At 61.0% G+C, this 23,887-nt stretch carries 21 protein-coding genes; 11 read left to right on the top strand and 10 right to left on the bottom strand.

Annotation, left to right across the window (positions count from 1 at the left end):
• Position 1: 1 nt before the first annotated feature.
• The 4 genes from TU73_RS01485 to pilM form a co-directional block, all read right to left on the bottom strand.
• Positions 2 to 1,327, bottom strand: coding sequence for a type IV pilus secretin PilQ (locus tag TU73_RS01485; RefSeq protein WP_057010655.1), 1,326 nt, complete (start codon positions 1,325 to 1,327; stop codon positions 2 to 4).
• 69 nt (positions 1,328 to 1,396) lie between these two features.
• A complete protein-coding gene (locus TU73_RS01480) occupies positions 1,397 to 2,368 on the bottom strand; it encodes a pilus assembly protein PilP (protein WP_057010654.1) in 972 nt (323 codons plus the stop codon).
• Entirely contained in the window at positions 2,365 to 2,916 is a 552-nt protein-coding gene (locus tag TU73_RS01475; protein WP_057010653.1) for a PilN domain-containing protein, read from the bottom strand. The genes TU73_RS01480 and TU73_RS01475 overlap by 4 nt, the downstream gene beginning before the upstream one ends.
• A complete protein-coding gene (gene pilM, locus TU73_RS01470) occupies positions 2,913 to 3,569 on the bottom strand; it encodes a type IV pilus biogenesis protein PilM (protein ID WP_057010862.1) in 657 nt (218 codons plus the stop codon). Before pilM ends, TU73_RS01475 begins: the two co-directional genes overlap by 4 nt.
• Before the next feature lie 233 nt (positions 3,570 to 3,802).
• On the opposite strand from pilM, the gene TU73_RS01465 reads away from it, so the two are divergent.
• A complete protein-coding gene (locus TU73_RS01465; protein WP_370881246.1) occupies positions 3,803 to 6,265 on the top strand; it encodes a penicillin-binding protein 1A in 2,463 nt (820 codons plus the stop codon).
• Positions 6,266 to 6,409: 144 nt separating this feature from the next.
• Here the strand turns inward: TU73_RS01465 and TU73_RS01460 are convergent, their stop codons facing one another.
• From TU73_RS01460 to rpmE, 3 genes are all read right to left on the bottom strand, one after another.
• Entirely contained in the window at positions 6,410 to 7,678 is a 1,269-nt protein-coding gene (locus TU73_RS01460) for a malic enzyme-like NAD(P)-binding protein (protein ID WP_034117342.1), read from the bottom strand.
• A 182-nt stretch (positions 7,679 to 7,860) separates the two neighbouring features.
• Positions 7,861 to 8,667: a thermonuclease family protein gene (locus TU73_RS01455; protein WP_057010651.1), complete on the bottom strand. Its 807-nt coding sequence runs from the start codon at positions 8,665 to 8,667 to the stop codon at positions 7,861 to 7,863.
• A gap of 14 nt (positions 8,668 to 8,681) precedes the next feature.
• The gene (gene rpmE, locus TU73_RS01450; RefSeq protein ID WP_003237330.1) at positions 8,682 to 8,918 is read right to left on the bottom strand and encodes a 50S ribosomal protein L31; all 237 of its coding nucleotides are present in this window, start codon (positions 8,916 to 8,918) and stop codon (positions 8,682 to 8,684) included.
• 226 nt (positions 8,919 to 9,144) lie between these two features.
• Here rpmE and TU73_RS01445 point away from each other — a divergent pair, with 226 nt between their 5' ends.
• The 10 genes from TU73_RS01445 (at position 9,145) to TU73_RS01400 (ending at position 22,033) form a co-directional block, all read left to right on the top strand.
• Positions 9,145 to 11,364: a primosomal protein N' gene (locus TU73_RS01445; protein ID WP_057010650.1), complete on the top strand. Its 2,220-nt coding sequence runs from the start codon at positions 9,145 to 9,147 to the stop codon at positions 11,362 to 11,364.
• A 187-nt stretch (positions 11,365 to 11,551) separates the two neighbouring features.
• Positions 11,552 to 13,288 carry an arginine--tRNA ligase gene (gene argS / locus TU73_RS01440; protein WP_057010649.1) on the top strand — a complete coding sequence of 579 codons (1,737 nt, stop codon included), beginning with the start codon at positions 11,552 to 11,554 and terminating at the stop codon, positions 13,286 to 13,288.
• A 1-nt stretch (position 13,289) separates the two neighbouring features.
• Positions 13,290 to 13,991, top strand: a complete 702-nt coding sequence (locus TU73_RS01435) for an SPOR domain-containing protein (protein WP_057010648.1) — start codon at positions 13,290 to 13,292, stop codon at positions 13,989 to 13,991.
• A 255-nt stretch (positions 13,992 to 14,246) separates the two neighbouring features.
• Positions 14,247 to 14,777, top strand: a complete 531-nt coding sequence (gene hslV, locus TU73_RS01430; protein ID WP_003171209.1) for an ATP-dependent protease subunit HslV — start codon at positions 14,247 to 14,249, stop codon at positions 14,775 to 14,777.
• A 38-nt stretch (positions 14,778 to 14,815) separates the two neighbouring features.
• A complete protein-coding gene (gene hslU, locus TU73_RS01425) occupies positions 14,816 to 16,153 on the top strand; it encodes an ATP-dependent protease ATPase subunit HslU (RefSeq protein ID WP_057010647.1) in 1,338 nt (445 codons plus the stop codon).
• A gap of 160 nt (positions 16,154 to 16,313) precedes the next feature.
• Complete coding sequence (locus tag TU73_RS01420) at positions 16,314 to 16,691, top strand: gamma-butyrobetaine hydroxylase family protein (protein ID WP_057010646.1); 378 nt, start codon at positions 16,314 to 16,316, stop codon at positions 16,689 to 16,691.
• 249 nt (positions 16,692 to 16,940) lie between these two features.
• Positions 16,941 to 18,620, top strand: a complete 1,680-nt coding sequence (phaC, locus tag TU73_RS01415; RefSeq protein WP_057010645.1) for a class II poly(R)-hydroxyalkanoic acid synthase — start codon at positions 16,941 to 16,943, stop codon at positions 18,618 to 18,620.
• A 146-nt stretch (positions 18,621 to 18,766) separates the two neighbouring features.
• Positions 18,767 to 19,612 carry a poly(3-hydroxyalkanoate) depolymerase gene (gene phaZ / locus TU73_RS01410; protein WP_043047247.1) on the top strand — a complete coding sequence of 282 codons (846 nt, stop codon included), beginning with the start codon at positions 18,767 to 18,769 and terminating at the stop codon, positions 19,610 to 19,612.
• A gap of 90 nt (positions 19,613 to 19,702) precedes the next feature.
• Positions 19,703 to 21,385 (top strand): class II poly(R)-hydroxyalkanoic acid synthase, encoded by a 1,683-nt coding sequence (gene phaC, locus TU73_RS01405; protein WP_057010644.1) that lies wholly within the window; start codon positions 19,703 to 19,705, stop codon positions 21,383 to 21,385.
• Between the two features lie 27 nt (positions 21,386 to 21,412).
• Positions 21,413 to 22,033: a TetR/AcrR family transcriptional regulator gene (locus tag TU73_RS01400; protein WP_057010643.1), complete on the top strand. Its 621-nt coding sequence runs from the start codon at positions 21,413 to 21,415 to the stop codon at positions 22,031 to 22,033.
• Between the two features lie 83 nt (positions 22,034 to 22,116).
• On the opposite strand, the gene TU73_RS01395 is transcribed toward TU73_RS01400, so the two are convergent.
• The 3 genes from TU73_RS01395 to TU73_RS01385 form a co-directional block, all read right to left on the bottom strand.
• Complete coding sequence (locus tag TU73_RS01395; RefSeq protein WP_057010642.1) at positions 22,117 to 23,004, bottom strand: phasin family protein; 888 nt, start codon at positions 23,002 to 23,004, stop codon at positions 22,117 to 22,119.
• A 12-nt stretch (positions 23,005 to 23,016) separates the two neighbouring features.
• Entirely contained in the window at positions 23,017 to 23,439 is a 423-nt protein-coding gene (locus TU73_RS01390) for a phasin family protein (RefSeq protein ID WP_057010641.1), read from the bottom strand.
• Positions 23,440 to 23,543: 104 nt separating this feature from the next.
• Positions 23,544 to 23,819: a polyhydroxyalkanoic acid system family protein gene (locus TU73_RS01385; protein ID WP_057010640.1), complete on the bottom strand. Its 276-nt coding sequence runs from the start codon at positions 23,817 to 23,819 to the stop codon at positions 23,544 to 23,546.
• Positions 23,820 to 23,887 lie beyond the last annotated feature (68 nt).

Here is a 23,887-nt window from a genome sequence, read left to right as displayed (position 1 = left end):
ATCAACGACTCACAGCAATCGCCTGGTTATTCATAATACGCGGAGTCAGGAATACCAGCAGCTCGGATTTTTTCTCCGACAGCACATTGCGCCGGAAAAGGCGGCCAAGATACGGTACATCGCCCAAAAATGGCACTTTATCTACCACTTTGCTTTGGGTATTGGAGAAAACCCCGCCGATGACAATGGTCTCGCCATCCCGGACCAGCACTTTGGCGTTGACTTCGTTTTTCTTGATCGGCGGCACGTCATTGAGCCGGTTCAGGTAGTCGGGCTCGTCCTTGGTGACCTTGACCGCCATGATCACATGGTCATCGGGGGTGATTTGCGGCGTGACCTCCAGTGAAAGGGACGCTTCCTTGAACGACACCGAGGTAGCACCCTGGGAGGTGGACTCCTGGTAGGGAATCTCGGTGCCTTTGAGTATGCGTGCAGTCTCTTTATCGGACGTGACCACCTTGGGCTGCGAAACGATTTCGCCGTTGCCGCTTTTCTCCATCGCCGTCAGTTCAAGATCCAGCAACAGGTTGTCGGTGATGTAGGCGATACCCAGCCCCGACGTACCGGTCAGCGAACCCAGGTCGACGAAGGGTGAACCGGGCGGGCTTTGCGGGGGCTCGGCGCCGTCCGCCAGGGGCTTGGAAATACCTCCGGCGCCCCAGTTGCCGCGGCTGAGCCGCCCACCCCAGCGCACGCCCAGGCTTTTGTCGTAGTCGACATTGGCCTCGACGATTCGCGCCTCGATCATCACCTGGCGTACCGGGATATCCAACTGCGCCACGATGCGCCGCAGCTCTTCCAGCCGTTCGCCGGTCTGGTAGGCGATGATGTTGTTGGTGCGGTCATCCACCGCCACCGAGCCGCGTTCATCCGTGGCACCCTCAAAACCGGTCACCGACTGGAACAGCTTGGCCAGGTCCGCAGCCTTGGCGTAATTGACCTGCAATAATTCCCGACGCAACGGTGCCAGCTCGGCCATCTGCCTGCGCGACTCCAGCACCAGCAGTTCGCGAGCGGCCAATTCATCGGCGGGCGCCACCAGCAACACGCCGGCCTTCACCCGCTTGTCCAGGCCCTTGGTTTGCAGCACCAGGTCCAGCGCCTGGTCCCAGGGCACGTCCTTGAGCCGCAGGGTGATCGAGCCCTGCACCTCGTCGCTGGTCACCAGGTTGAGCCCGGCGACATCGGCGATTTGCTGCAATACCGCCCGCAGGTCGATGTCCTGGAAATTGAGGGTCAGTTTTTCGCCCGTATAGCTGACCGGCAAGGCACGGTCAGGCGGCGGCAGGTGGATCAGGTCCGGGCGATTGGGCACAGCGCCAGCCATCGGTGCCGAGAACGCTATCCATAGCGCCACACCGAAGGACGAGAAAGTCCTTTTCATTGTTTGATTCCGTTATGAGTTGACGTTCAACACCAGGGTTCGCGGGCGTTCCAGCCATGCGCCCTGGTCATCGGGGAACAGCTCGACCAATTCGATATAACCGTCTTGAATGGCCGTGACTTGGCCGTGGTCCGGCCCAAGGTAATCACCGACCGCCAGGCGATGCACCAATGATCCCGCACGCAGCAAAGCGAAAGCCTGCACGCCATTGGACAGTGTGCCGACCATTTCGAACTGATCGATGGTCATGCCCTCCAGCAGCCCCCGTGGCCGGGTGAGATCCGGCGAAAGCGCCGGCCGACCGGGCACGCGGGCGACCTGCAAGGTGGGCGACTGGAACGGATCGCGCAGGGTTGAAGGGTCGTAGACAAATCGCGGGCCTGGCTCGAGCGCCTGGAGGGCCTGGCCGCTTGACGTGATGCCTCGATAGGTCTTGGCCAACATATCCAGACGCAGCAAGGCACCCTCAGGCCGAAGCGTGACATCCTGCACGGTGACGACCCGCAGCAGCCCACCCAAGGCACTGACGAACGCCGCCAGGTCGTGGTAGGCCCCGATCGCGCCCATCTGCATAGGTTGTTCGGTGTAGAGCTGCCGAGGCTCCTCATCCAGCACCTTAATGCCCTCGACCCATACACCATTGGCAACCGCCAGCCGGGCAACATCTTCGAGCAAGGCAGGCACTTCGGACTCTGCGGGCAACTGCCGCAGAAGGCTCACGACCTTATCCTCCATCACGCGCAAATGATCGGCACGCGCCTCCAGACTGGTAGCCAATCCGGTTTTTTCTGCAAGCTGCTGTTGCAGCGCATGCCCCCGCGCCTCGCCCCCCTGCAACCGCTCCCGCGACGGGCCCAGGTACAAAGCCTCACCCACCAGCAGCACCAGGCCGGCCAGCGCACAACCGAGCAGGACCCGGCAGGGCAAGGGCCATTTGGCGGCGTTGTGGGAAAGCGTGGAAACGTCGAGCCTGGACAGGCTCATGGTTGCGCCTCGACGGTTTCCCCCTGGCGCACCATTAGCTGAAATTCACTTTCGCCGCGCTCGCCTTCGGCCTGCACGCGCTGCAGACGAGTCGCGTGAGCGCCTTGCGTGGCCTCGAGCCGACGCATCAACTGGGCGATATCCTGATGGCTTTCAGCACTGCCGCGGATACTGATGGTATCGCCGTTCGCCACCACCTCATGCAGATGTACGCCCTCGGGCACTGCGCGAGCCAACTGATCGAACAGCCGGGCACCGGAAGAACGGGCGTCGTGCAGATCCTGCACAACCTTCATGCGTTCGGCCAATTGCTGGCTGCGCTCCTGCAGGTCGCCGATGGTCCTGATTCGTGAATCCTGTACGGCAATATCCTCACCCAGCCGATTGTTGCGGCTTACCTGCCGATCTATCGCCTGATCGATCACCTGGTCAGCCAGCCAGACCGCGGCCAGCGCCAAGCAGGCGAACGCCAGCATCAGCATCAGGAAATATCTACGCCTGCGTTCCGCCAGCGCCTGGCGCCAAGGCAAAAGATTGATTCGTATCATCCAGCGAAACTCCTCAGGGCCAACCCGCAAGCCACTCCCATCCCTCGGGCATCCACGGCCCATTGTGCGCCATCGACTCGATGACCCGGCGCGAAGCTGGCAAAATCCTGACGGCAAGCGCGCTCCAATGCAAACTCTTCCACATCTACCACCTGCAGCACCAGCCCCGCCAGGGCGAAAACCTTTTCACGCGCCTCGACCTGCTCGCGCAGGCACGCTGCCAACATCACTTCGACCCATTGCTCCCCCTGGGCCGACGGGCCCCGGACCTGAAAGTCGATGGCCACGTCATCCAATGGATAAGGAATAAACTGATCGGCTTCCATCTGGATCTTCCAGGCCATTTGCTCGTCGCTGAGGCCTGCATCCATTTCGATCAACCGCGTGATCACCGAAGGGCCCGCCACCGCCACGGCGGCGCTCCGAGCCGAGGGCCGCAAGCGCGATAATGCCTGCTGCAATGCCCGCCCCACGCCTTCGAGGTCCAACAGAGCACCGTCGACCACCGCATGGGCCGCCAGGGCCTGGGTCTCGTAGCCCTGGACGCTGAAAACACCCGCTGAACGGCCCAGCTCGATCAACCTGATGCTGCTGTCATTGATATCGACCCCCAGGACGGTGTCGACTTTTCGCCTGAAAAATCCCTTTCCCATAAAACTCCCCAAAACTTTCCCTGTCATATCGGCTGTCGTATCGTCTGATTGCTGCCAGACACCTTGCATCCGGTCGGCTTGTTCAAGGCACGCGAATGACGCCCCAAGCTGAAAAATGCTTTAATGCCCAGCGTTTTTTCCCGCTTTTTATCTGCTGCCCGGGTCGATCCATCGTTAGCCATGCATGCCCCGACGCGTAACTCATTCTTTTCTCTGGAAATCCAAAAGCCTTGATTCGTCTGCTGAAGTTTTTCGGGTACTCCATTGTCGCCATCGTCTGCGGGCTGCTGCTCGTGCTCAGCGGGGCCTACCTCTACCTTAGTCCGGGTTTGCCTTCCGTAGAGGCCCTCAGAAGTATCCAGTTGCAGATTCCTCTGCGGGTCTACAGCAGCGATGAAAAACTGATCGCGGAGTTCGGCGAAATGCGCCGTACACCGATCCGTTTCGCCGATATTCCGCCCAATTTCATCAGCGCCTTGCTGTCTGCCGAAGACGACAATTTCGCCAACCACTACGGTGTCGACCCCAGCAGCCTGGTGCGTGCGGCCACGCAGTTGGTAAAAAGCGGACACATTCAATCCGGCGGCAGCACCATTACCATGCAGGTGGCGAAGAACTTCTTCCTTACCAGCGAGCGCAGTTTTTCCCGCAAGGCCACCGAGATCCTGCTGGCGCTGCAGATCGAACGCCAGCTGACCAAGGACGAAATCCTCGAGCTGTATGTCAACAAGATCTACCTGGGCAACCGCGCCTACGGCATCGAGGCCGCCTCCCAGGTCTACTATGGCAAGTCGATTCGTGACGCCAGCCTGGCGCAGATGGCCATGATTGCCGGCCTGCCCAAGGCCCCGTCGCGCTTTAACCCGCTGGCCAACCCGGCGCGCAGCAAAGAGCGGCGCGACTGGATCCTGGGGCGCATGTACAAGCTGGGCAAAATCGACCAGGCCGCCTACGAAAGCGCTGTGGCCGAGCCGCTGAACGCCAGCTATCACGTGCCGACGCCGGAAGTGAATGCGCCGTATATCGCCGAAATGGCCCGTGCCGAGATGGTCGGCCGCTATGGCAGCGACGCCTATACCGAAGGCTTTCGCGTGACCACGACGGTTCCGAGCAACTTGCAGGAAATCGCCAACAACTCGGTACATGAAGGCCTGATCACCTACGACCAGCGCCACGGCTACCGCGGTCCGGAATCGCGCCTGCCCGGCAAGACCCTGAGCGCGTGGACCACCGAATTGAGCAAGCAGCGCTCCATCAGCGGCCTGGACCCGGCCATCGTCACCCAGGTGACAAAAGACGGCATCCAGGTGCTGACCCGTACCGGCGAAGCGCATGTGGCGTGGGACAGCATGAAATGGGCGCGGCCGTTCCTGAATACCAACAGCATGGGGCCGATGCCCAAGCAACCGTCCGACGTGGCCCAGGTGGGCGATTTGATCCGCGTGCAACGCCAGAAGGACGACAGCCTCAAGTTCAGCCAGGTGCCGGTCGCCCAGGGCGCCCTGGTGTCTCTGGACCCGCAGAACGGTGCGATCCGTGCATTGGTCGGCGGTTTTGCCTTCGAGCAGAGCAACTACAACCGCGCCACCCAGGCCAAGCGCCAGCCGGGTTCGAGCTTCAAGCCATTCGTCTACAGCGCGGCGCTGGACAACGGCTACACCGCCGCCAGCCTGGTCAACGACGCGCCGATCGTGTTTGTCGATGAATACCTGGACAAGGTCTGGCGACCCAAAAACGATACCAACACCTTCCTCGGCCCGATCCGTATCCGCGAAGCGCTGTACAAGTCGCGCAACCTGGTGTCGATTCGCCTGTTGCAGGCAATGGGCGTGGGCAAGACCATCGACTACATGACGCGCTTTGGCTTCGCCAAGTCCGACCTGCCGCCAAACCTGTCCCTGGCCCTGGGCACCGCTACCCTCACACCGATGGAGATCGCCACCGGCTGGAGTACCTTTGCCAACGGCGGCTACAAGATCACGCCGTACCTGATCGACAAGATCGAAAGCCGCAATGGCGACATGCTGTTCACCGCCAACCCACCGCGGGTGCCGGGCGACGTGGTCAATGGGGTGGCAGCGACCGATGGCCTCGCGGCACCGAGTAATGGCGGTATCACCATTGAGCCAACCCCAGGCACGACGCCTGCGGCAACCGCCCCCGCGACCACCGAACCGCAAGCCCCGGCAGTTGCCGAGCGCATCGTGGATGGCCGTACCACCTATATTCTCAACAGCATCCTGCAAGACGTGATCAAGAAGGGCACCGGCCGCCGCGCACTGGCCCTGGGCCGCGCAGATATCGCCGGCAAGACAGGTACCACCAACGAATCCAAGGACGCCTGGTTCTCTGGCTATAACGGCGATTACGTGACCACTGTGTGGACCGGCTACGACCAGCCTGAAAGCCTGGGCCGCCGCGAGTTTGGCGGCACCGTCGCCCTGCCGATCTGGATGAGTTACATGGGCGCCGCGTTGAAGGACAAGCCACTGCACACCCAGCCCGAACCGGAAGGCATCCTCAGCCTGCGCATCGACCCGGTGAGTGGCCGCGCAGCGTCGCCGAGCACGCCGAATGCGTACTTCGAGCTGTTCAAAAGCGAAGACACGCCGCCGTCGGTCAACGAGCTGGGTAACGGCGTGGTGCCGGGCAGCCCGCTGCCGGCGGATGAAGGCGCGCCGATCGACTTGTTCTGACGGGTTCTGCAGCCTGGCATAGACCTAATGTGGGAGCGGGCATGCTCCCACACTTGGATCCGCACAAGACTCGCGTGAATCGCAAGCCACAAAAAAGCCCCGACTCGTGAGAGCCGGGGCTTTTTGTTGGTGCGCTACAACGGCTTAGCCGTTGAACACATCATCCACGCTCTGCAGCGGATAGTGCTTCGGATACGGCAGGGTCGCCACGCCGGTCTCGATGGCGGCCTTGGCCACGGCATCGGAGATCAGGGTGATCAGGCGCTTGTCCATCGGCTTGGGAATGATGTATTCGCGACCGAATTCCAGCTTGGCGCCGCCGTAGGCGTCGCAGACATCCTGAGGCACCGGCAGCTTGGCCAGTTCACGCAGGGCGTTGGCGGCGGCCACTTTCATTTCTTCGTTGATGCGCTTGGCGCGAACGTCCAGGGCACCACGGAAGATGAATGGGAAGCCCAGCACGTTGTTGACCTGGTTCGGATAGTCCGAACGGCCGGTGGCCATGATCACGTCGCTGCGAGTGGCGTGGGCCAGCTCAGGCGAGATTTCCGGATCCGGGTTGGAGCAGGCGAACACGATCGGGTTCGGTGCCATGGACTTCAGGCCTTCGGCGCTCAGCAGGTTCGGGCCGGACAGGCCGACGAACACGTCGGCACCGTCGAGGGCGTCAGCCAGGGTGCGCTTGGAGGACGGATGGGCAAACATCGCCTTGTACTGGTTCAGGTCGGTACGCTCGGACTGGATCACGCCCTTGCTGTCGACCATGTAGATGTTTTCCAGCTTGGCGCCCATGCTGATGATCAGCTTCATGCAGGAAATGGCCGCAGCGCCGGCGCCCAGGCAGACAATCTTCGCCTCGCCCAGGGTTTTGCCGGCGATTTCCAGGGCATTGATCATGCCGGCTGCGGTAACGATGGCGGTGCCGTGCTGGTCATCGTGGAATACCGGAATGTCGCACTGCTCGATCAGGGCCTTTTCGATCTCGAAGCACTCAGGTGCCTTGATGTCTTCCAGGTTGATGCCACCGAAGGTGATGGATATGCGCTTGACCGTGTCGATGAACGCCTGCGGGCTCTCGGAATCGACTTCGATATCGAAAACGTCGATGCCGGCAAAGCGCTTGAACAGCACGCCTTTACCTTCCATGACTGGCTTGGACGCCAATGGGCCGAGGTTACCCAGGCCAAGGATCGCGGTGCCATCGGAAATCACTGCAACCAGGTTGCCTTTGCCGGTGTACTTGTACGCCAGTTCTGGGTCACGGGCGATTTCACGTACGGGCTCGGCAACACCAGGGCTGTAGGCCAGCGACAGGTCGCGAGCAGTGGCAGTGGCTTTGGTGAGCTCTACACTCAGCTTTCCTGGACGAGGATGGGCATGGTATTCGAGAGCGGCAGTTTTCAAATCAGACATATCGGCATTCCGCTTTTACTGTTGGTCGACGGACCGCCGAGGATACGCGTGTCGTAAAGTCCCTACAAGACTGGGCAGTCACAGGTGTCAAGGGCCCAAGGCTACGACTTTTGGCCAAGAGCCACGGGATACAAGGCCTCAACTGTTCACAATCGAAATAAAAAATGTCTACAATTTTTTATTCAAGGCGCTGATTTCAGCATGCTGGGGTCGGTCAGTGGCAGCAGCCAGCGTGACTGGCCTTTTTTCAGGCCGCCGCGTCGGGAGCGATCCTGCACCCAGCCACGCGCCTCGAGGGTGCGGCCTTGCAGACCATTGAGCAGGGTCGCGTCGAAACGACTGATCAGATTGGGTGTAATGCGCAATACCAGCGAACCCTGCAACTCAATCCAGATTCCGCCGCGATTGCGCTCGATCTTGTTGACCCGACCAGTGACCAGGGCAAACCCGGACTGCTTGAGTTGCGCCACGGTCTGCACCGGCGATTGGCGCCATAGGCCTAACCGCGCTTGGCGGGCGCTGTTTTCGGCGGCCTGCTGGCAGGTGACCAGGTCCACATTCGGCGCCACGCCCACCTGGAAACCCAGGCCCTCGGCCAACAATTGTGCCTCCAGGTTCCCGCCGTTGGCGCCGTAAAGGTGGGCCAGGGTACGACCGTAGTGATCCTTGCCCTCGCGCCCCGGCACCAGACCGACACGTCCATCACTGGCCTGTACCAGCGCCTGTAGACGCTGGCGGGCGGCGACGGCAAAAGGCTCGTCAGTGTGCCCCTTCTTGCCGGTTTCCGGCGCATTGAGGCCGATCATGCGCACGCTGCGGCCATCCTTGAGGCGCACGGTGTCGCCGTCCACCACTCGCTGCACCTCGACACGCACCACAGAGGCCGGTGCGGGGCAGAATGCTTCGGCCCGGGCGGTCGCCAGCCAAATCCCAGGCACAAAAAAGGCGCCCACAAGGGACGCCTTTTTCAACAGCTGGCAAAAGCCCATAAGGCTCTTGAACCTTACTCTGCTGGAGTAGCAGCAGCAGGCTTCTTGCCGAAAGCACCAAAGCGATCTGCGAAGCGCTGTACACGGCCGCCGGTGTCCAGAGTTTTCTGCTTACCGGTGTAGAACGGGTGGCACTCGTTGCATACGTCAGTACCCAGTGGCTTGCACAGGTTCGAACGGGTTTCGAACTTGTTGCCGCAGCTGCAGGTGACTTCGATGGTTTCGTACGCTGGATGGATATCGGCTTTCATGGCACTTCCTCGGGCTAGCGTGCCGCCACTCGACACTATTGTCGAATACCGCACGTAATTAGGCCGCGGATTCTACCAGACCTTTTTAAACGCGCAAGCGGCGACACTATTTGCTTGTAAAGAAAAAAGCGCCTTTCATCAGAAAACCGTGGCATACCCAAGCCCTCCCCTCTCTGCTAGGCTCGCGCCCCTGCACCACCGCCTGCCTTTATATGAGACCCCTCGCGTGCCCGACGCCATTTTGCGCCTAGCCCTGCCCTCGCCCCTGCGCCGCCTGTTCGATTACCGGGCTCCGGCCGGTGTGCTGCGGGCGCAGTTGCAGCCGGGGATGCGCGTGCGCGTGCCGTTCGGGCGGCGTGAGATGATCGGCATCCTGGTGGAAGTCACCGATCACAGCGAAGTACCCGCCGAAAAGCTCAAGCCCGCCATCGCCATCCTCGACACCACGCCACCGCTGCCACCCGAGCTGTTCAAGCTGTGCCTGTGGACCGCGCAGTATTACCAGCACAGCCTGGGCGATACCTTGAGCTGGGCTTTGCCGGTGCTGCTGCGCCAGGGCGAACTGGCCGAAGCGCGACAAGAACGTTTCTGGTCGATGGCGCCCGGTGCACGCCTGGACGACCCGCGTATCGCCCGCGCCCCGCGCCAGCGTGAAGCCCTGGCCACACTGGCCCAGCATCCCCATGGCGTCGCCCATCAGCTGTTAAGCAAGCTGATGCTGAGCAAAGACAGCCTCGACCTGCTGCTGGCCAAAGGCCTGGTACAGGTGGAAATCCGCAAGCACGCCCCGGACCCGCGCCACGAACATTGGCTGGCCCAACCGGAATTGCCGCTGAACCCCGAGCAACGCGCCGCGTATGAGGCGATTCGCGCAGGGTTCGACAGTTTCCATGCGTTCCTGCTGGCCGGCGTCACCGGCAGTGGCAAGACCGAAGTGTATCTGCAACTGATCCGCGAAACCCTGCAGGCCGGCAAGCAGGCACTGGTGCTGATCCCCGAGATCAACCTCGGCCCGCAGACCCTGGCGCGTTTCGAACAGCGCTTTAACGCCCGCATTGCCTTGGTGCACTCGGCGGTCAATGACCGTGAGCGCCTGGAGTCGTGGCTGGCGGCGCGGGACGGTGAAGCCGACATTATTATTGGCACCCGTTCGGCGCTGTTCACCCCGATGAAGAACCCCGGGCTGATCATCATCGACGAGGAGCACGACGGCTCCTATAAACAACAGGAAGGCCTGCGCTACCACGCCCGCGACCTGGCACTGGTGCGCGCACGCCAGGAAGACATCCCGATTGTGCTGGGCTCGGCCACGCCATCCCTGGAAAGCCTGCACAACGCCTACACCGGCCGCTACGGGCTGCTACGCCTGAACGAGCGCGCCGGCGGTGCCAAGCAACCACGCTTCCTGCGCCTGGACGTCAAGAGCCGCCCGCTGGACAGTGGTATCTCCGGTCCGATGCAACAGGCCATCGGCCAGACCCTTGCCGCTGGCCAGCAGGTGTTGGTATTTCTCAATCGCCGCGGCTTTGCCCCGACACTGCTGTGCCATGACTGCGGTTGGATGTCCGGGTGCGAACGCTGCGATGCACGCATGACCGTGCACCAGCGCTATGGCGAACTGCGTTGCCACCACTGCGGCCATGTGGAACGGGTGCCGCGCCATTGTCCGCAGTGCGGCAAGGTGGACCTGCGTCCAGTAGGGGCTGGCACCGAGCGCGCCGAGGAGCGCCTGGGCATTCTGTTTCCGGATTACCCGGTGCTGCGGGTCGACCGCGACAGCACTTCGCGCAAAGACGCGATGAACCAGTTGTTTGCCACCATCCAGAAAGGCCAGCCGTGCATCCTCGTGGGCACGCAAATGCTTGCCAAAGGGCATCACTTCCCGCGGGTGACCCTGGTGTCGATCCTCGATGCCGACGGCGGGTTGTTCTCCGGGGATTTCCGCGCCAGCGAACGCATGGCGCAGTTGATCGTGCAGGTGGCAGGGCGTGCCGGACGGGCCGAAGAGCCGGGCAGGGTGATTATCCAGACGCACCTGGCCGACCATCCATTGCTGATTCAGCTGACGGAACAAGGCTACTTTGCCTTCGCCGAGCAGGCCTTGAGTGAACGCCGCGCCGCTGGCCTGCCGCCCTTTGCACACCTGGCGTTGTTGCGTGCCGAGGCGCATAAGCCGGGACAAGCCGAAGGTTTCCTGGATGAAGCTTGCAGTACCGCCGAACGTTTGCTGGGTGAATTGAGTCTGAGCGGCATCGAATTGCTCGGGCCGGTACCCGCGCCCATGGAGCGTCGCGCCGGACGTTATCGCGCTCAGCTACTCTTGCAGGCAACCTCCCGTGCGCCGCTGCATCGGCTATTAAGTCGCTGGATGCTTGAGCTGGAGCAAATGCCCAGCGGCCGACAAGTGCGATGGTCACTGGATGTAGACCCGGTAGATTTGTATTGATAGGCAAACCAACATCCACATTTTGAAATGTGAACACCCTCAAATGTGGGAGGGGACTTGCCCGCGATGAGACCCGCAGGTCCGCCATCTGGTCTGAACGGTTGGCAAGCCCGCCCTCGCCACGGATAATGCCGAGTTTTTCCACCTGCGCATCGCGCGCCGCCGCTTGCGGTCGAAAGAGAACACCATGAAAGACACCATTCGCCAGCTGATCCAACAAGCCCTCACCCAACTCGTCAACGAAGGTGTGTTGCCTGAAGGCCTGTCGCCGGCGATCCAGGTGGAGAACACCCGCGACAAGACCCACGGCGACTTCGCCAGCAACATCGCGATGATGCTGTCCAAGCCGGCCGGCATGAAACCCCGCGACCTGGCGGAAAAAATCATTGCCGCGCTGCCGGCTGACGCCAGTGTCACCAAGGCCGAAATCGCCGGGCCGGGCTTTATCAACTTCTTCCAGAACACCCAGGCCCTGGCTTCGCGCCTGGACGCCGCCCTGGCCGACGCCCACATCGGCGCGCACAAGGCTGGTGCTGCACAACGCGTGGTCATCGACCTGTCGGCGCCGAACCTGGCCAAGGAAATGCACGTTGGCCACCTGCGCTCCACCATCATCGGCGACGGCGTGGCCCGGGTCCTGGAATTCCTCGGCGATACGGTGATCCGCCAGAACCATGTGGGCGACTGGGGCACCCAGTTCGGCATGCTGATGGCCTATCTGCAGGAAAACCCGATCACCAGCAACGAGCTGGCCGACCTGGAAAACTTCTACCGCGCCGCCAAGAAGCGTTTCGACGAATCCGCAGAGTTCGCCGACCGCGCCCGTGGCTTGGTGGTCAAGCTGCAAGCGGGCGATGAGGAGTGCCTGGCGCTGTGGAACCGCTTCCGGGAAATTTCCCTGTCCCACTGCCAGGAAATCTACGAGCTGCTCAACGTGAAACTGACCATGGCCGACGTGATGGGCGAAAGCGCCTACAACGACGACCTGATCAACGTGGTCAACGACCTCAAGGCCAAGGGCCTGCTGGTGGAGAGCAACGGCGCGCAGTGCGTGTTCCTCGAAGAATTCAAGACCGCCGACGGCGAGCCGCTGCCGGTGATCATCGTCAAGGCCGATGGCGGCTACCTCTACGCCACCACCGACCTGGCCGCCGTACGCTACCGCAGCGGCGTGCTCAAGGCTGACCGTGCGCTGTACTTCGTTGACCAGCGCCAGGCCCTGCACTTCCAGCAAGTGTTCGAAGTGGCGCGCCGCGCCGGTTTCGTTACCCACCCTATGCATATGGAACACATGGGTTTCGGCACCATGAACGGCGCCGACGGTCGCCCGTTCAAGACCCGCGACGGCGGCACCGTGAAGCTGATCGACCTGCTCACCGAGGCCCAGGAACGTGCCTACAACCTGGTGAAGGAAAAGAACCCGGAATTGGCCGAGGCCGACCTGCGCAACATCGCCCGCGTGGTAGGCATTGGCGCGGTGAAATATGCCGACCTGTCCAAACACCGCACCAGCGACTACAGCTTCAACTTCGACCTGATGCTCAATTTCGAAGGCAACACCGCGCCGTACCTGCTGTACGCCTACACCCGCGTGGCGGGTGTGTTCCGCAAGCTGGGCAAGGACTTCAGCGAAGTCGAAGGCCAGATCGTGCTGGATGCCGCCCATGAGCAGGAACTGGCCGCCAAGCTGGCGCAGTTCGGCGAAGTGCTCAACAGCGTCGGCGAGAAAGGCACACCGCATATCCTGTGCACCTATTTGTACGAAGTGGCCGGGTTGTTCTCCAGTTTCTACGAGAACTGCCCGATCCTGACCGCCGACGACGAAGCCCAGAAACAAAGTCGCCTGCGCCTCGCCGCCCTGGCTGGACGCACCCTCAAGCAAGGCCTGGAACTCTTGGGCCTGGAAACCCTGGAGCGTATGTAAGTTGGCTGCCAAGAAAAAACCTGCCCCCAAGCGCGGCGCCAGCCGCTACCAGGCCCCGGCGAAGCAGCCGATTCCGGGCTGGCTGTGGATGGCTATCGGCCTCACGGTCGGCGCATTCATCGTATTTTTGATGAAGCTCGAACCTGGCCAGGGCGATGACGTCAAGCGCGTCAAACAGGAGCAGCAGAAGGCCACGAAAATCGCCGAGGCCAACAAGACCGCGCCGAGCCCGACTGCACCGGTGAAGCCAAAGTACGACTTCTACACCCTGCTGCCGGAATCGGAAGTGATCGTGCCACCCGATGCCGTGCCGGAGAAGACCCTGCCGACGCCGCAAGTGCCAACCACGCCGGTGACACCTGCGGAAGCCGCGAAAATCGACACCGCCCGGGCCCAGGCCGCGCTGGCCGGGATCACGCCGCCGCCGCCACCGCCGGTAGCTACCACCAAGGCCGCGCCGGTGACCAAGTTCTTCCTGCAGGCGGGCTCGTTCCCGAAACAGGCGGATGCGGACCGGGTGCGGGCGCAGATCATCCTGTTGGGCCAGTCGGTGACGGTGGAGTCCGGCACGGTGAAGGACGCGACCTGGTATCGCGTACTGGTAGGGCCGTTCAGCAACCGTGAGCAACTGACCGTGGCGCAGAAACAATTGGCTGGCGCAGGCTTTAGCAACCTGTTGTTACAACAGCGCCAGAGCCGCTGATTCAGCAGCCAACCCGGTTTTAATGTGGGAGCTGGCTTGCCTGCGATAGCGGTGTAACAGTCAATGTTTCAGTGACTGACACACCGCTATCGCAGGCAAGCCAGCTCCCACTTTGGTTTGCAGTGTGCTCAAGTAAGTGTTGACCCATAAACACCACTCGTCCGCCCTGCCTTCCTACGGTTGAAATCCCCACAGCCACCCCCCATATGAGTTTCCATCAGGGCATTTTCGCCCCGCTGCGTGGAGACTCTCCCCTTGACCACCATCGTTTCAGTACGTCGCCACGGCAAAGTTGTCATGGGCGGCGACGGCCAGGTTTCCCTGGGCAATACCGTAATGAAAGGCAACGCGAAGAAAGTGCGCCGCCTGTACCACGGCCAGGTGCTTGCCGGCTTCGCAGGCGCTACCGCCGACGCCTTTACCCTCTTCGAACGCTTCGAGGGCCAGCTTGAGAAACACCAGGGCCACCTGGTGCGCGCCGCTGTCGAACTGGCCAAGGAATGGCGCACCGACCGCTCTCTCAGCCGCCTTGAAGCCATGCTCGCCGTCGCCAACAAAGACGCTTCCCTGATCATCACCGGCAATGGCGACGTGGTAGAACCTGAGCACGGCCTGATCGCCATGGGTTCCGGCGGTGGCTACGCCCAGGCTGCAGCCAGTGCGTTGCTGAAGAAAACCGACCTGTCGGCCCGGGAAATCGTCGAGACCGCCCTGGGCATCGCCGGCGATATCTGCGTGTTCACCAACCACAACCAGACCATTGAGGAGCAGGACCTCGCCGAGTAAGCCTTGGGCTTATTCTCGCTTGAGGCCGCCAAACAACTATGTCCATGACTCCCCGCGAAATCGTCCATGAACTCAATCGCCATATCATCGGCCAGGACGATGCCAAGCGCGCCGTTGCCATCGCCCTGCGTAACCGTTGGCGCCGGATGCAACTGCCGGAAGAACTGCGCGTTGAAGTAACGCCCAAGAACATCCTGATGATCGGCCCGACCGGTGTCGGTAAAACCGAAATCGCCCGACGCCTGGCCAAGTTGGCCAATGCGCCGTTCATCAAGGTGGAAGCGACCAAATTCACCGAAGTCGGCTATGTGGGCCGCGACGTCGAGTCGATCATTCGTGACCTGGCCGACGCCGCCCTGAAAATGCTGCGCGAACAGGAAGTGACCAAGGTCAGCCACCGCGCAGAAGACGCCGCTGAAGAACGTATCCTCGATGCCCTGCTGCCACCGGCACGCATGGGTTTCAACGAAGACGCCGCACCGTCCTCGGATTCCAACACCCGCCAGCTGTTCCGCAAGCGCCTGCGTGAAGGCCAGCTGGATGACAAGGAAATCGAGATCGAAGTGGCCGAAGTGTCCGGTGTGGATATTTCCGCTCCGCCGGGCATGGAAGAAATGACCAGCCAGTTGCAGAACCTGTTCGCCAACATGGGCAAGGGCAAGAAGAAAAGCCGCAAGCTCAAGGTCAAGGAAGCGCTCAAGCTGGTGCGCGACGAAGAAGCCGGGCGCCTGGTCAATGAGGAAGAACTCAAGGCCAAGGCACTGGAAGCGGTCGAGCAGCATGGCATCGTGTTTATCGATGAGATCGATAAGGTGGCCAAGCGCGGTAACTCCGGCGGCGTCGATGTCTCCCGTGAAGGCGTGCAGCGCGACCTGCTGCCGCTGATCGAGGGTTGCACGGTCAACACCAAGCTGGGCATGGTCAAGACCGACCACATCCTGTTTATCGCCTCCGGCGCCTTTCATCTGAGCAAGCCAAGCGACCTGGTGCCCGAGCTGCAAGGCCGCTTGCCGATTCGCGTGGAACTCAAGGCGCTGACCCCGGGCGACTTCGAGCGCATCCTCAGCGAGCCCCACGCATCGCTCACCGAGCAATACCGTGAGCTGCTGAAAACCGAGGGCCTGGGCATCGAGTTCCAGGCCGACGGCATCAAGCGTTTGGCGGAAATTGCCTGGCAGGTCAACGAGAAGACCGAGAACATCGGTGCCCGCCGCCTGCATACCTTGCTTGAGCGCCTGCTTGAGGAAGTGTCGTTCAGTGCCGGTGACATGGCCGGCGCGCAGAATGGCGTAGCGATCAAGATCGATGCCGAGTATGTGAACAGCCACTTGGGCGAATTGGCGCAGAACGAAGACTTGTCTCGTTATATCCTGTAAGCCTCACTCAATGTGGGAGTGGCTTGTGTGGGAGCTGGCTTGCCTGCGATAGCATCACCTCAGTGTTCCTGAAACACCGAGGTGCCTGCATCGCGGGCAAGCCCGGCTCCCACATTGGTCCCTCCTACATTTTGGGCCGGTTCCTTCAGGGTTATCTCCAATGTCGAAATTTCCTACCGCAGTAAACCTGCACAAAACCTCCAACACCCTCGGCCTTACCTACGGGCCCGACGAGGTTTACCAACTGCCCGCCGAATTCCTGCGGGTGCACTCGCCTTCCGCCGAGGTGCAGGGCCACGGCAAGCCCATCCTGCAATTCGGCAAGCTCAACGTCAGGTTGAACAAGGTTGAACCGGCCGGCCAGTACGCACTGAAATTGACCTTCGATGACGGCCATGACAGTGGGCTGTTTACCTGGGACTACCTCTACCAACTGGCCGTACGTCAGGAAGCGCTGTGGAGCGACTACCTGGCCGAGCTCAAAGCGGCCGGAAAAACCCGCGACCCGAACCAGTCGGTCGTGCGGCTGATGCTCTAGCCCAGGCGTCTTGCTCTTTAGAGGGCATTTTCTAATTTCATCTGCTTGAATGCCCTGTCGCGAGGCCAATGATCGGCCCGCTTGCGAAAAAAAATAAACTCGGGTAACCAATGGAACTGGCAGGTTCCCTGCATTTGACGATGCGGTATCAACGGTCACCCGGGTCGCAGTACCAGGCTGGTGTCGTGTATCGAAATTGGGTGCGCAGCAATCGCCGGTACTCGTCTTTCGGACAATGGAGCGTCGTAGATGAGTAACAAGAATAACGATGACTTGAAACGCCAGGCCTCGGAAAACACCCTGGGGCTGAACCCGATCATCGCGTTACGCAAAAAGGATCTATTGGCCTCGGCCAGGATGGTGCTGACCCAAGCCATCAAGCAACCGTTTCACAGCGTCAAGCATGTCGCCCACTTTGGCGTTGAATTGAAGAATGTGATGTTCGGCAAATCCCCCCTGGCGCCCGAGAGCGACGACCGTCGCTTCAACGACCCGGCCTGGAGCCAGAACCCGCTCTACAAACGCTACCTGCAGACTTACCTGGCGTGGCGCAAGGAACTCCACGACTGGATCGACGACAGCAGCCTGTCGGCACAGGACATCAGCCGCGGCCACTTCGTGATCAACCTGATGACCGAAGCCATGGCCCCCACCAACAGCGCGGCCAACCCGGCGGCGGTCAAGCGCTTCTTTGAAACCGGCGGTAAAAGCCTGCTCGACGGTTTGTCCCACCTGGCCAAGGACATGGTGCATAACGGCGGCATGCCAAGCCAGGTCAATATGGGCGCCTTTGAAGTCGGCAAGACGTTGGGCACCAGCGAAGGCGCGGTGGTGTTTCGCAACGATGTGCTGGAGCTGATCCAGTACAAGCCCACCACCGAGCAAGTACACGAGCGCCCACTGCTGGTGGTGCCGCCGCAAATCAACAAATTCTACATATTCGACCTGTGCCCGGATAAGAGCCTGGCGCGCTTCTGCCTGCGCAATGGGCAGCAGACGTTTATCGTCAGCTGGCGCAACCCCACCAAGGCCCAGCGCGAGTGGGGCCTGTCGACTTATATCGAGGCGCTCAAGGAAGCGGTCGATGTGGTCACGGCGATTACCGGCAGCAAGGACGTGAATATGCTCGGCGCCTGCTCCGGGGGCATCACCTGCACCGCGCTGCTGGGCCACTACGCGGCGCTGGGGGAAAAGAAGGTCAATGCCCTGACCCTGCTGGTGAGCGTGCTGGACACCACCCTGGACACCCAGGTGGCGCTGTTTGTCGACGAGCAGACCCTGGAGGCGGCCAAGCGCCATTCGTACCAGGCCGGTGTGCTGGAAGGCCGCGACATGGCCAAGGTGTTCGCCTGGATGCGCCCCAACGACCTGATCTGGAACTACTGGGTCAATAACTACCTGCTGGGCAACGAGCCGCCGGTGTTCGACATCCTGTTCTGGAACAACGACACCACACGCTTGCCGGCGGCGTTTCACGGCGATCTGATCGAACTGTTCAAGAACAACCCACTGGTACGCGCCAACGCTCTGGAAGTGTGCGGCACGCCTATCGACCTCAAGCAGGTCACCGCCGATGTCTACGCCCTGGCCGGCACCAACGACCACATCACGCCGTGGCAGTCCTGCTACAAGTCGGCGCAGTTGTTTGGCGGCAAGGTCGAGTTTGTGTTGTCCAGCAGCGGGCATATCCAGAGCATCCTCAACCCGCCGGGCAATCCCAAGGCGCGCTACCAGACCAGCGAGGGTTTGTCGGGCAAGGCGCTTGAGTGGCAGGAGAACGCCACCAAGCACACCGATTCGTGGTGGCTGCACTGGCAGGCGTGGCAGGCGGATCGGGCGGGCAAATTGAAGAAAGCCCCTACAAGCCTGGGCAACAAGACTTACGCCGCCGCGGAAGCGGCACCGGGCACATACGTACACGAACGCTAAATTGAAATGGGGCCAATGTGGGAGGGGGCTTGCCCCCGATAGCAGTGTGTCAGACACCTGATGCAGTAACTGACACTCAGCAATCGGGGGCAAGCCCCCTCCCACACTGACCTGACTCCGGCTGCACCACTTCACAGGGCTTGAGCATGCCGCAACCGTTCATCTTCCGTACCATCGACCTGGATGGCCAGACCATCCGCACGGCGGTACGCCCGGGCAAGCCGCACTTGACGCCGCTGCTGGTCTTCAACGGCATCGGCGCCAACCTTGAGCTGGTGTTCCCGTTCGTCCAGGCCCTGGACCCGGACCTGGAAGTGATCGCCTTCGACGTGCCCGGTGTCGGTGGCTCATCGACACCGAACCGGCCCTATCGCTTTCCGGGCCTGGCCAAACTCACCGCACGCATGCTCGATTACCTGGACTACGGCCAGGTGAACGCCGTGGGCGTGTCCTGGGGCGGCGCGCTGGCGCAGCAGTTTGCCTATGACTATCCGGAACGCTGCAAGAAGCTGATCCTGGCGGCCACGGCAGCCGGCGCCTTTATGGTGCCGGGCAAACCCAAAGTGCTGTGGCTGATGGCCAGCCCCCGGCGTTATATCCAACCCTCCCATGTGGTGCGCATCGCGCCGATGATTTATGGCGGCTCGTTCCGCCGCGATTCGAACCTGGCCGCCGAACATGCGAGCAAAGTGCGCTCGGCCGGCAAGCTGGGTTACTACTGGCAGCTGTTCGCCGGGTTGGGCTGGACCAGCATTCATTGGCTGCACAAGATCCGCCAGCCCACCCTGGTGCTGGCCGGGGACGATGACCCGCTGATCCCGCTGATCAACATGCGCATGCTGGCCTGGCGCATCCCGAATGCGCAGTTGCACATTATCGATGACGGCCACCTGTTCCTGATCACCCGGGCCGAAGCCGTGGCACCGATCATCATGAAATTTCTCGAGGAGGAGCGCCTGCGCGCTGTGATACATCCGCGACCGGCGGTGTGAAGGACCACACCACCGCGCAACTTGCCAGGAACCAGCTATGGTTCTGGATTGGCGTGCCTGCTTGATGACTTGACCAAGGAGTGTTGAATCATGCGAGAAAGACCCGTGACGACCCCGGCGCCCATCCCTGCTGCGTTCATCAACGCGCAAAACGCGATCACCGGCCTCAGGGGGCGCGATCTGCTGTCGACCCTGCGCAGCGTGGCTGCCCATGGCTTGCGTAACCCCGTACATACCGCCCGTCATGCCCTGGCGCTGGGCGGTCAATTGGGCCGTGTGCTGCTGGGCGAAACCGTGCAGGAACCCAACCCCAGGGACGCGCGTTTCATCGATCCCACCTGGACGCTCAACCCGCTGTACCGGCGCAGCTTGCAGGTCTATCTGAGTTGGCAGAAACAGACACGGCACTGGATCGATGACAGCACCCTGAGCGCCGATGACCGTGCCCGCGCACATTTCGCCTTTTCCCTGCTCAACGACGCAGTATCCCCCTCCAACACCCTGCTTAACCCGCTGGCGATCAAGGAGCTGCTCAACTCCGGTGGCAACAGCGTGGTGCGCGGCGTGAGCAACCTGTTCGAAGACCTGCTGCACAACAATGGCCTGCCGCGCCAAGTCAGCAAGCATGCCTTCGAAGTGGGCAAGACAGTGGCGACCACGCCCGGCTCAGTGGTGTTTCGCAACGAGCTGCTGGAGTTGATCCAATACAAGCCCATGAGCGAAAAACAGTACGCCAAGCCGCTGCTGGTGGTGCCGCCGCAAATCAACAAGTACTACATCTTCGACCTGAGCCCGGCCAACAGTTTTGTGCAGTACGCCCTGAAAAACGGGCTGCAGACGTTCATGGTCAGTTGGCGCAACCCGGATGTGCGTCATCGCGAATGGGGCCTGTCCACCTATGTAGCCGCGCTGGAAGAAGCGCTCAACGTCTGCCGGGCGATCAGCGGCGCGCGTGAGGTCAACCTGATGGGCGCCTGCGCCGGCGGCTTGACCATCGCTGCCCTGCAAGGTCACCTGCAAGCCAAGCGCCAGTTGCGGCGCATCTCCAGCGCCAGTTACCTGGTGAGCCTGCTGGACAGCCAGATCGACAGCCCCGCGACCTTGTTTGCCGACGAGCAGACCCTGGAAGCCGCCAAGCGTCGCTCCTACCAACAAGGCGTGCTGGACGGCCGCGACATGGCCAAGGTGTTTGCCTGGATGCGTCCCAACGACCTGATCTGGAGCTACTGGATCAACAATTACCTGTTGGGCAAGGAGCCGCCGGCCTTCGACATCTTGTACTGGAACAACGACAACACCCGCCTGCCCGCCGCCTTGCACGGCGACCTGCTGGACTTCTTCAAGCACAACCCCCTGAGCCATCCCGGCGGGCTGGAGGTGTGCGGCACCCCCATCGATCTACGCAAGGTCACGGTGGACAGCTTCAGCGTGGCCGGAATCAACGACCACATCACGCCCTGGGACGCGGTGTATCGCTCAACCCAGTTGCTGGGCGGCGAGCGGCGCTTTGTGCTGTCCAACAGCGGGCATATCCAGAGCATCCTCAACCCGCCGGGCAACCCCAAGGCCAACTACGTCGAAAACCCCAAGCTGAGCAGCGACCCCCGCGCCTGGTACTACGACGCCCAGCACGTCGAAGGCAGTTGGTGGCCGCAGTGGCTGGCGTGGGTCCAGCAGCGCTCCGGTGTACAGCGCGAGACCCTCACCGCCCTGGGCAACCAGAATTACCCACCGATGGAAGCAGCCCCAGGCACTTACGTGCGGGTGCGCTGAGCTCAACGATCAGATTAAGAAGACTGGATGAAGACCCGCGACCGTATCCTTGAATGTGCCCTGCAATTGTTCAACCACAAGGGCGAGCCGAACGTGTCGACCATGGAGGTGGCCAATGAAATGGGGATCAGCCCCGGCAACCTCTACTACCACTTCCACGGCAAGGAGCCGCTGGTGCTCGGGCTGTTCGAGCGCTTTCAAGGCGAGTTGGCGCCTTTGCTCGACCCTCCTGCCGATGCGCAACTGGAGGCCGAGGATTACTGGCTGTTCCTGCACCTGATTGTCGAGCGCATGGCTCATTACCGGTTTCTGTTCCAGGACCTGTCGAACCTGGCCGGGCGCCTGCCGAAGCTGGCCAAGGGGATTCGCCACCTGCTCACGGCGCTTAAACGCACACTGGCCTCTTTGCTTGCGCGATTGAAAGCCTCAGGGCAGTTGGTCAGCGGCACCCAGGCGTTGGGGCAACTGGTGGAGCAGATCACCCTCACGCTGCTGTTTTCCCTGGACTATCAGCGCATTCTCGACCGTGAGGGCGAGGTGCAGGTGGTGGTCTATCAGATCATGATGCTGGTGGCGCCGCATCTGCTGCCGACGGCGCGGCAGGCGACCGAGCGGTTTGCACTCAAGTACCTGGATGACCTGAATTGAAGTGTGGGAGCGCGGCGCTTCTTAGATCTTCATAAAAAACGCCCGATCTTCGCAGACCGGGCGTTTTTTGTGTCCCGTAAAAATCAGGACTGACTGGATGGCGTCGGGGTTGCCGAGGTAGCAGTCGGGGTCGAAACAGCAGGGGTCGGAGCGGACACCGAATTGGCTGTCGAAGCGGTTGATGCCGCAGCGGCTGGTTTCGGTGCTGCTGGCTTTTTGGCTGCCGCGGGCTTCTTGGCAGCAGCGGATTTTGCCGCCGGCTTGGCTGCTGGTTTTGCAGCAGGTTTGGCAGCGGCTGGTTTTGCCGCAGCCTTGGCAGCCGGCTTAGCCGCAGGTTTCGCGGCTGTTTTAGCAGCCACTGGCTTAGCAGCAGGCTTGGTGGCGGGTTTCGCGGCAGCGGTTTTAGCCGCTGGCTTGGCAGCAGGTTTTGCAGCGGCTTTGGCTGGAGTCTTGACCGCAGGCTTAGCGGCAGCTTTAACCAAAGGCTTGGCAGCAGTTTTAGCAGCGGGTTTGGCCGCCGCGATTTTAGCCGCAGGTTTTGCAGCAGGCTTTACCGCCGCAGTCTTCACGGGAGCCACTTTGGCGCCCGTCAGTTTTTCGATTTGCCTGGTCAGGGTATCGACCTTGCTGTGCAGCGTTTTCAACTCAGCCTTGCTCGGCACGCCCAGTCGCGAAATAGCACTGTTGAGGCGCTTGTCGAAAGTCTCTTCCAACTTGCCCCACGTATCCGAAATGCTCGACTTGGCGGAACCCGCACTGGCCTTGGCAGCGTCTACTTTTTTACCAACTGTGCTCTTGGTCAACTTCTCGGCCTTCTCGCCGTCTTTAACCAAGGTCTCGAAGAGTTTGCTGCCGTCACTGTCGATCTTCGAGTACACGCCTAAACCAGCGAGCCAGATTTTGCGGGAATATTCTTCAACTTTCCCGACCCACGAGCTGCCTTCTTTCTGAGTAGTCTTTTTAACAGCCATCCCGATGTCTCCTTAGTGTTTACGCGCGACACGTTCGAGCAATGCCGTCAGCTCTTCGAGCTTAGCAGAGAGTGTCTCCACGTCATGTTTAGACGCAATGCCGATCCGATTCAAGGCACTGCCGACACGAGTATCAAAAGCTTTTTCAACTTTATCCAGTTGAACTTCAACCAGGCCTTTGACGCTGGAGACGTTACTCCTTACTTGGTCAATCTGACTGTTGGCAGCATCAAGTTGTTCAACTACAACTTTTTTACCTTTACTTTCAATACCTTGACCACTCTTAACCAGCTCCTTGAAGTACTCGCCGCCCTCGCTGCCAACCTTGGCATAGGCACCAAGACCTGCCAGCCAAATCTTGCGGGCATAGCTTTTAACCTCACTCAGGGTCGTGGTCTGAACGTCGATTTTTTTCTGCAAAATAACTTTGGCCATGGTGCACCTCACACAAAATAGGGGGGAGGACCGCCCGCAGGAGTTGAGGGCTTGGGCACAAAGTAGGGTTTAAAATTAGAATCGGCACCCTAAGAACATCAGGCTCAGGCCAGCGCTTTATCCAGGGCTTTCTCGATTTCAGACTTGATCGTACCGCTCATGGTCGACATCAACAGGCCCAGTTCCACATCGATACGCAGTGTATCATCGGCCACTGCCACCGTGCCTTTGACCCCGGAGCGCGTGAGCTTGAGGGTATCGCCAGACCACGAGGACTCCACGCCATATTTATCCTCGAGTTTGCGCGCCAATTGCTCAGCCTTGGCCCGCGCCTGTTCTTTTCCCAGGGTATGTTCACGCTCAACGGTAATACGGGCCATTGCAATGACTCCTCTTTATAACGACTCGGAACACCCGCCATGCGGCAAAAGGTCTCGATGAGCGCCTA

Source organism: Pseudomonas libanensis (assembly GCF_001439685.1).
GTDB lineage: Bacteria > Pseudomonadota > Gammaproteobacteria > Pseudomonadales > Pseudomonadaceae > Aquipseudomonas > Aquipseudomonas libanensis.
The sequence above is the reverse complement of the archived record's forward strand: the minus strand, read 5'-3'. Positions and strand labels throughout refer to the sequence as shown.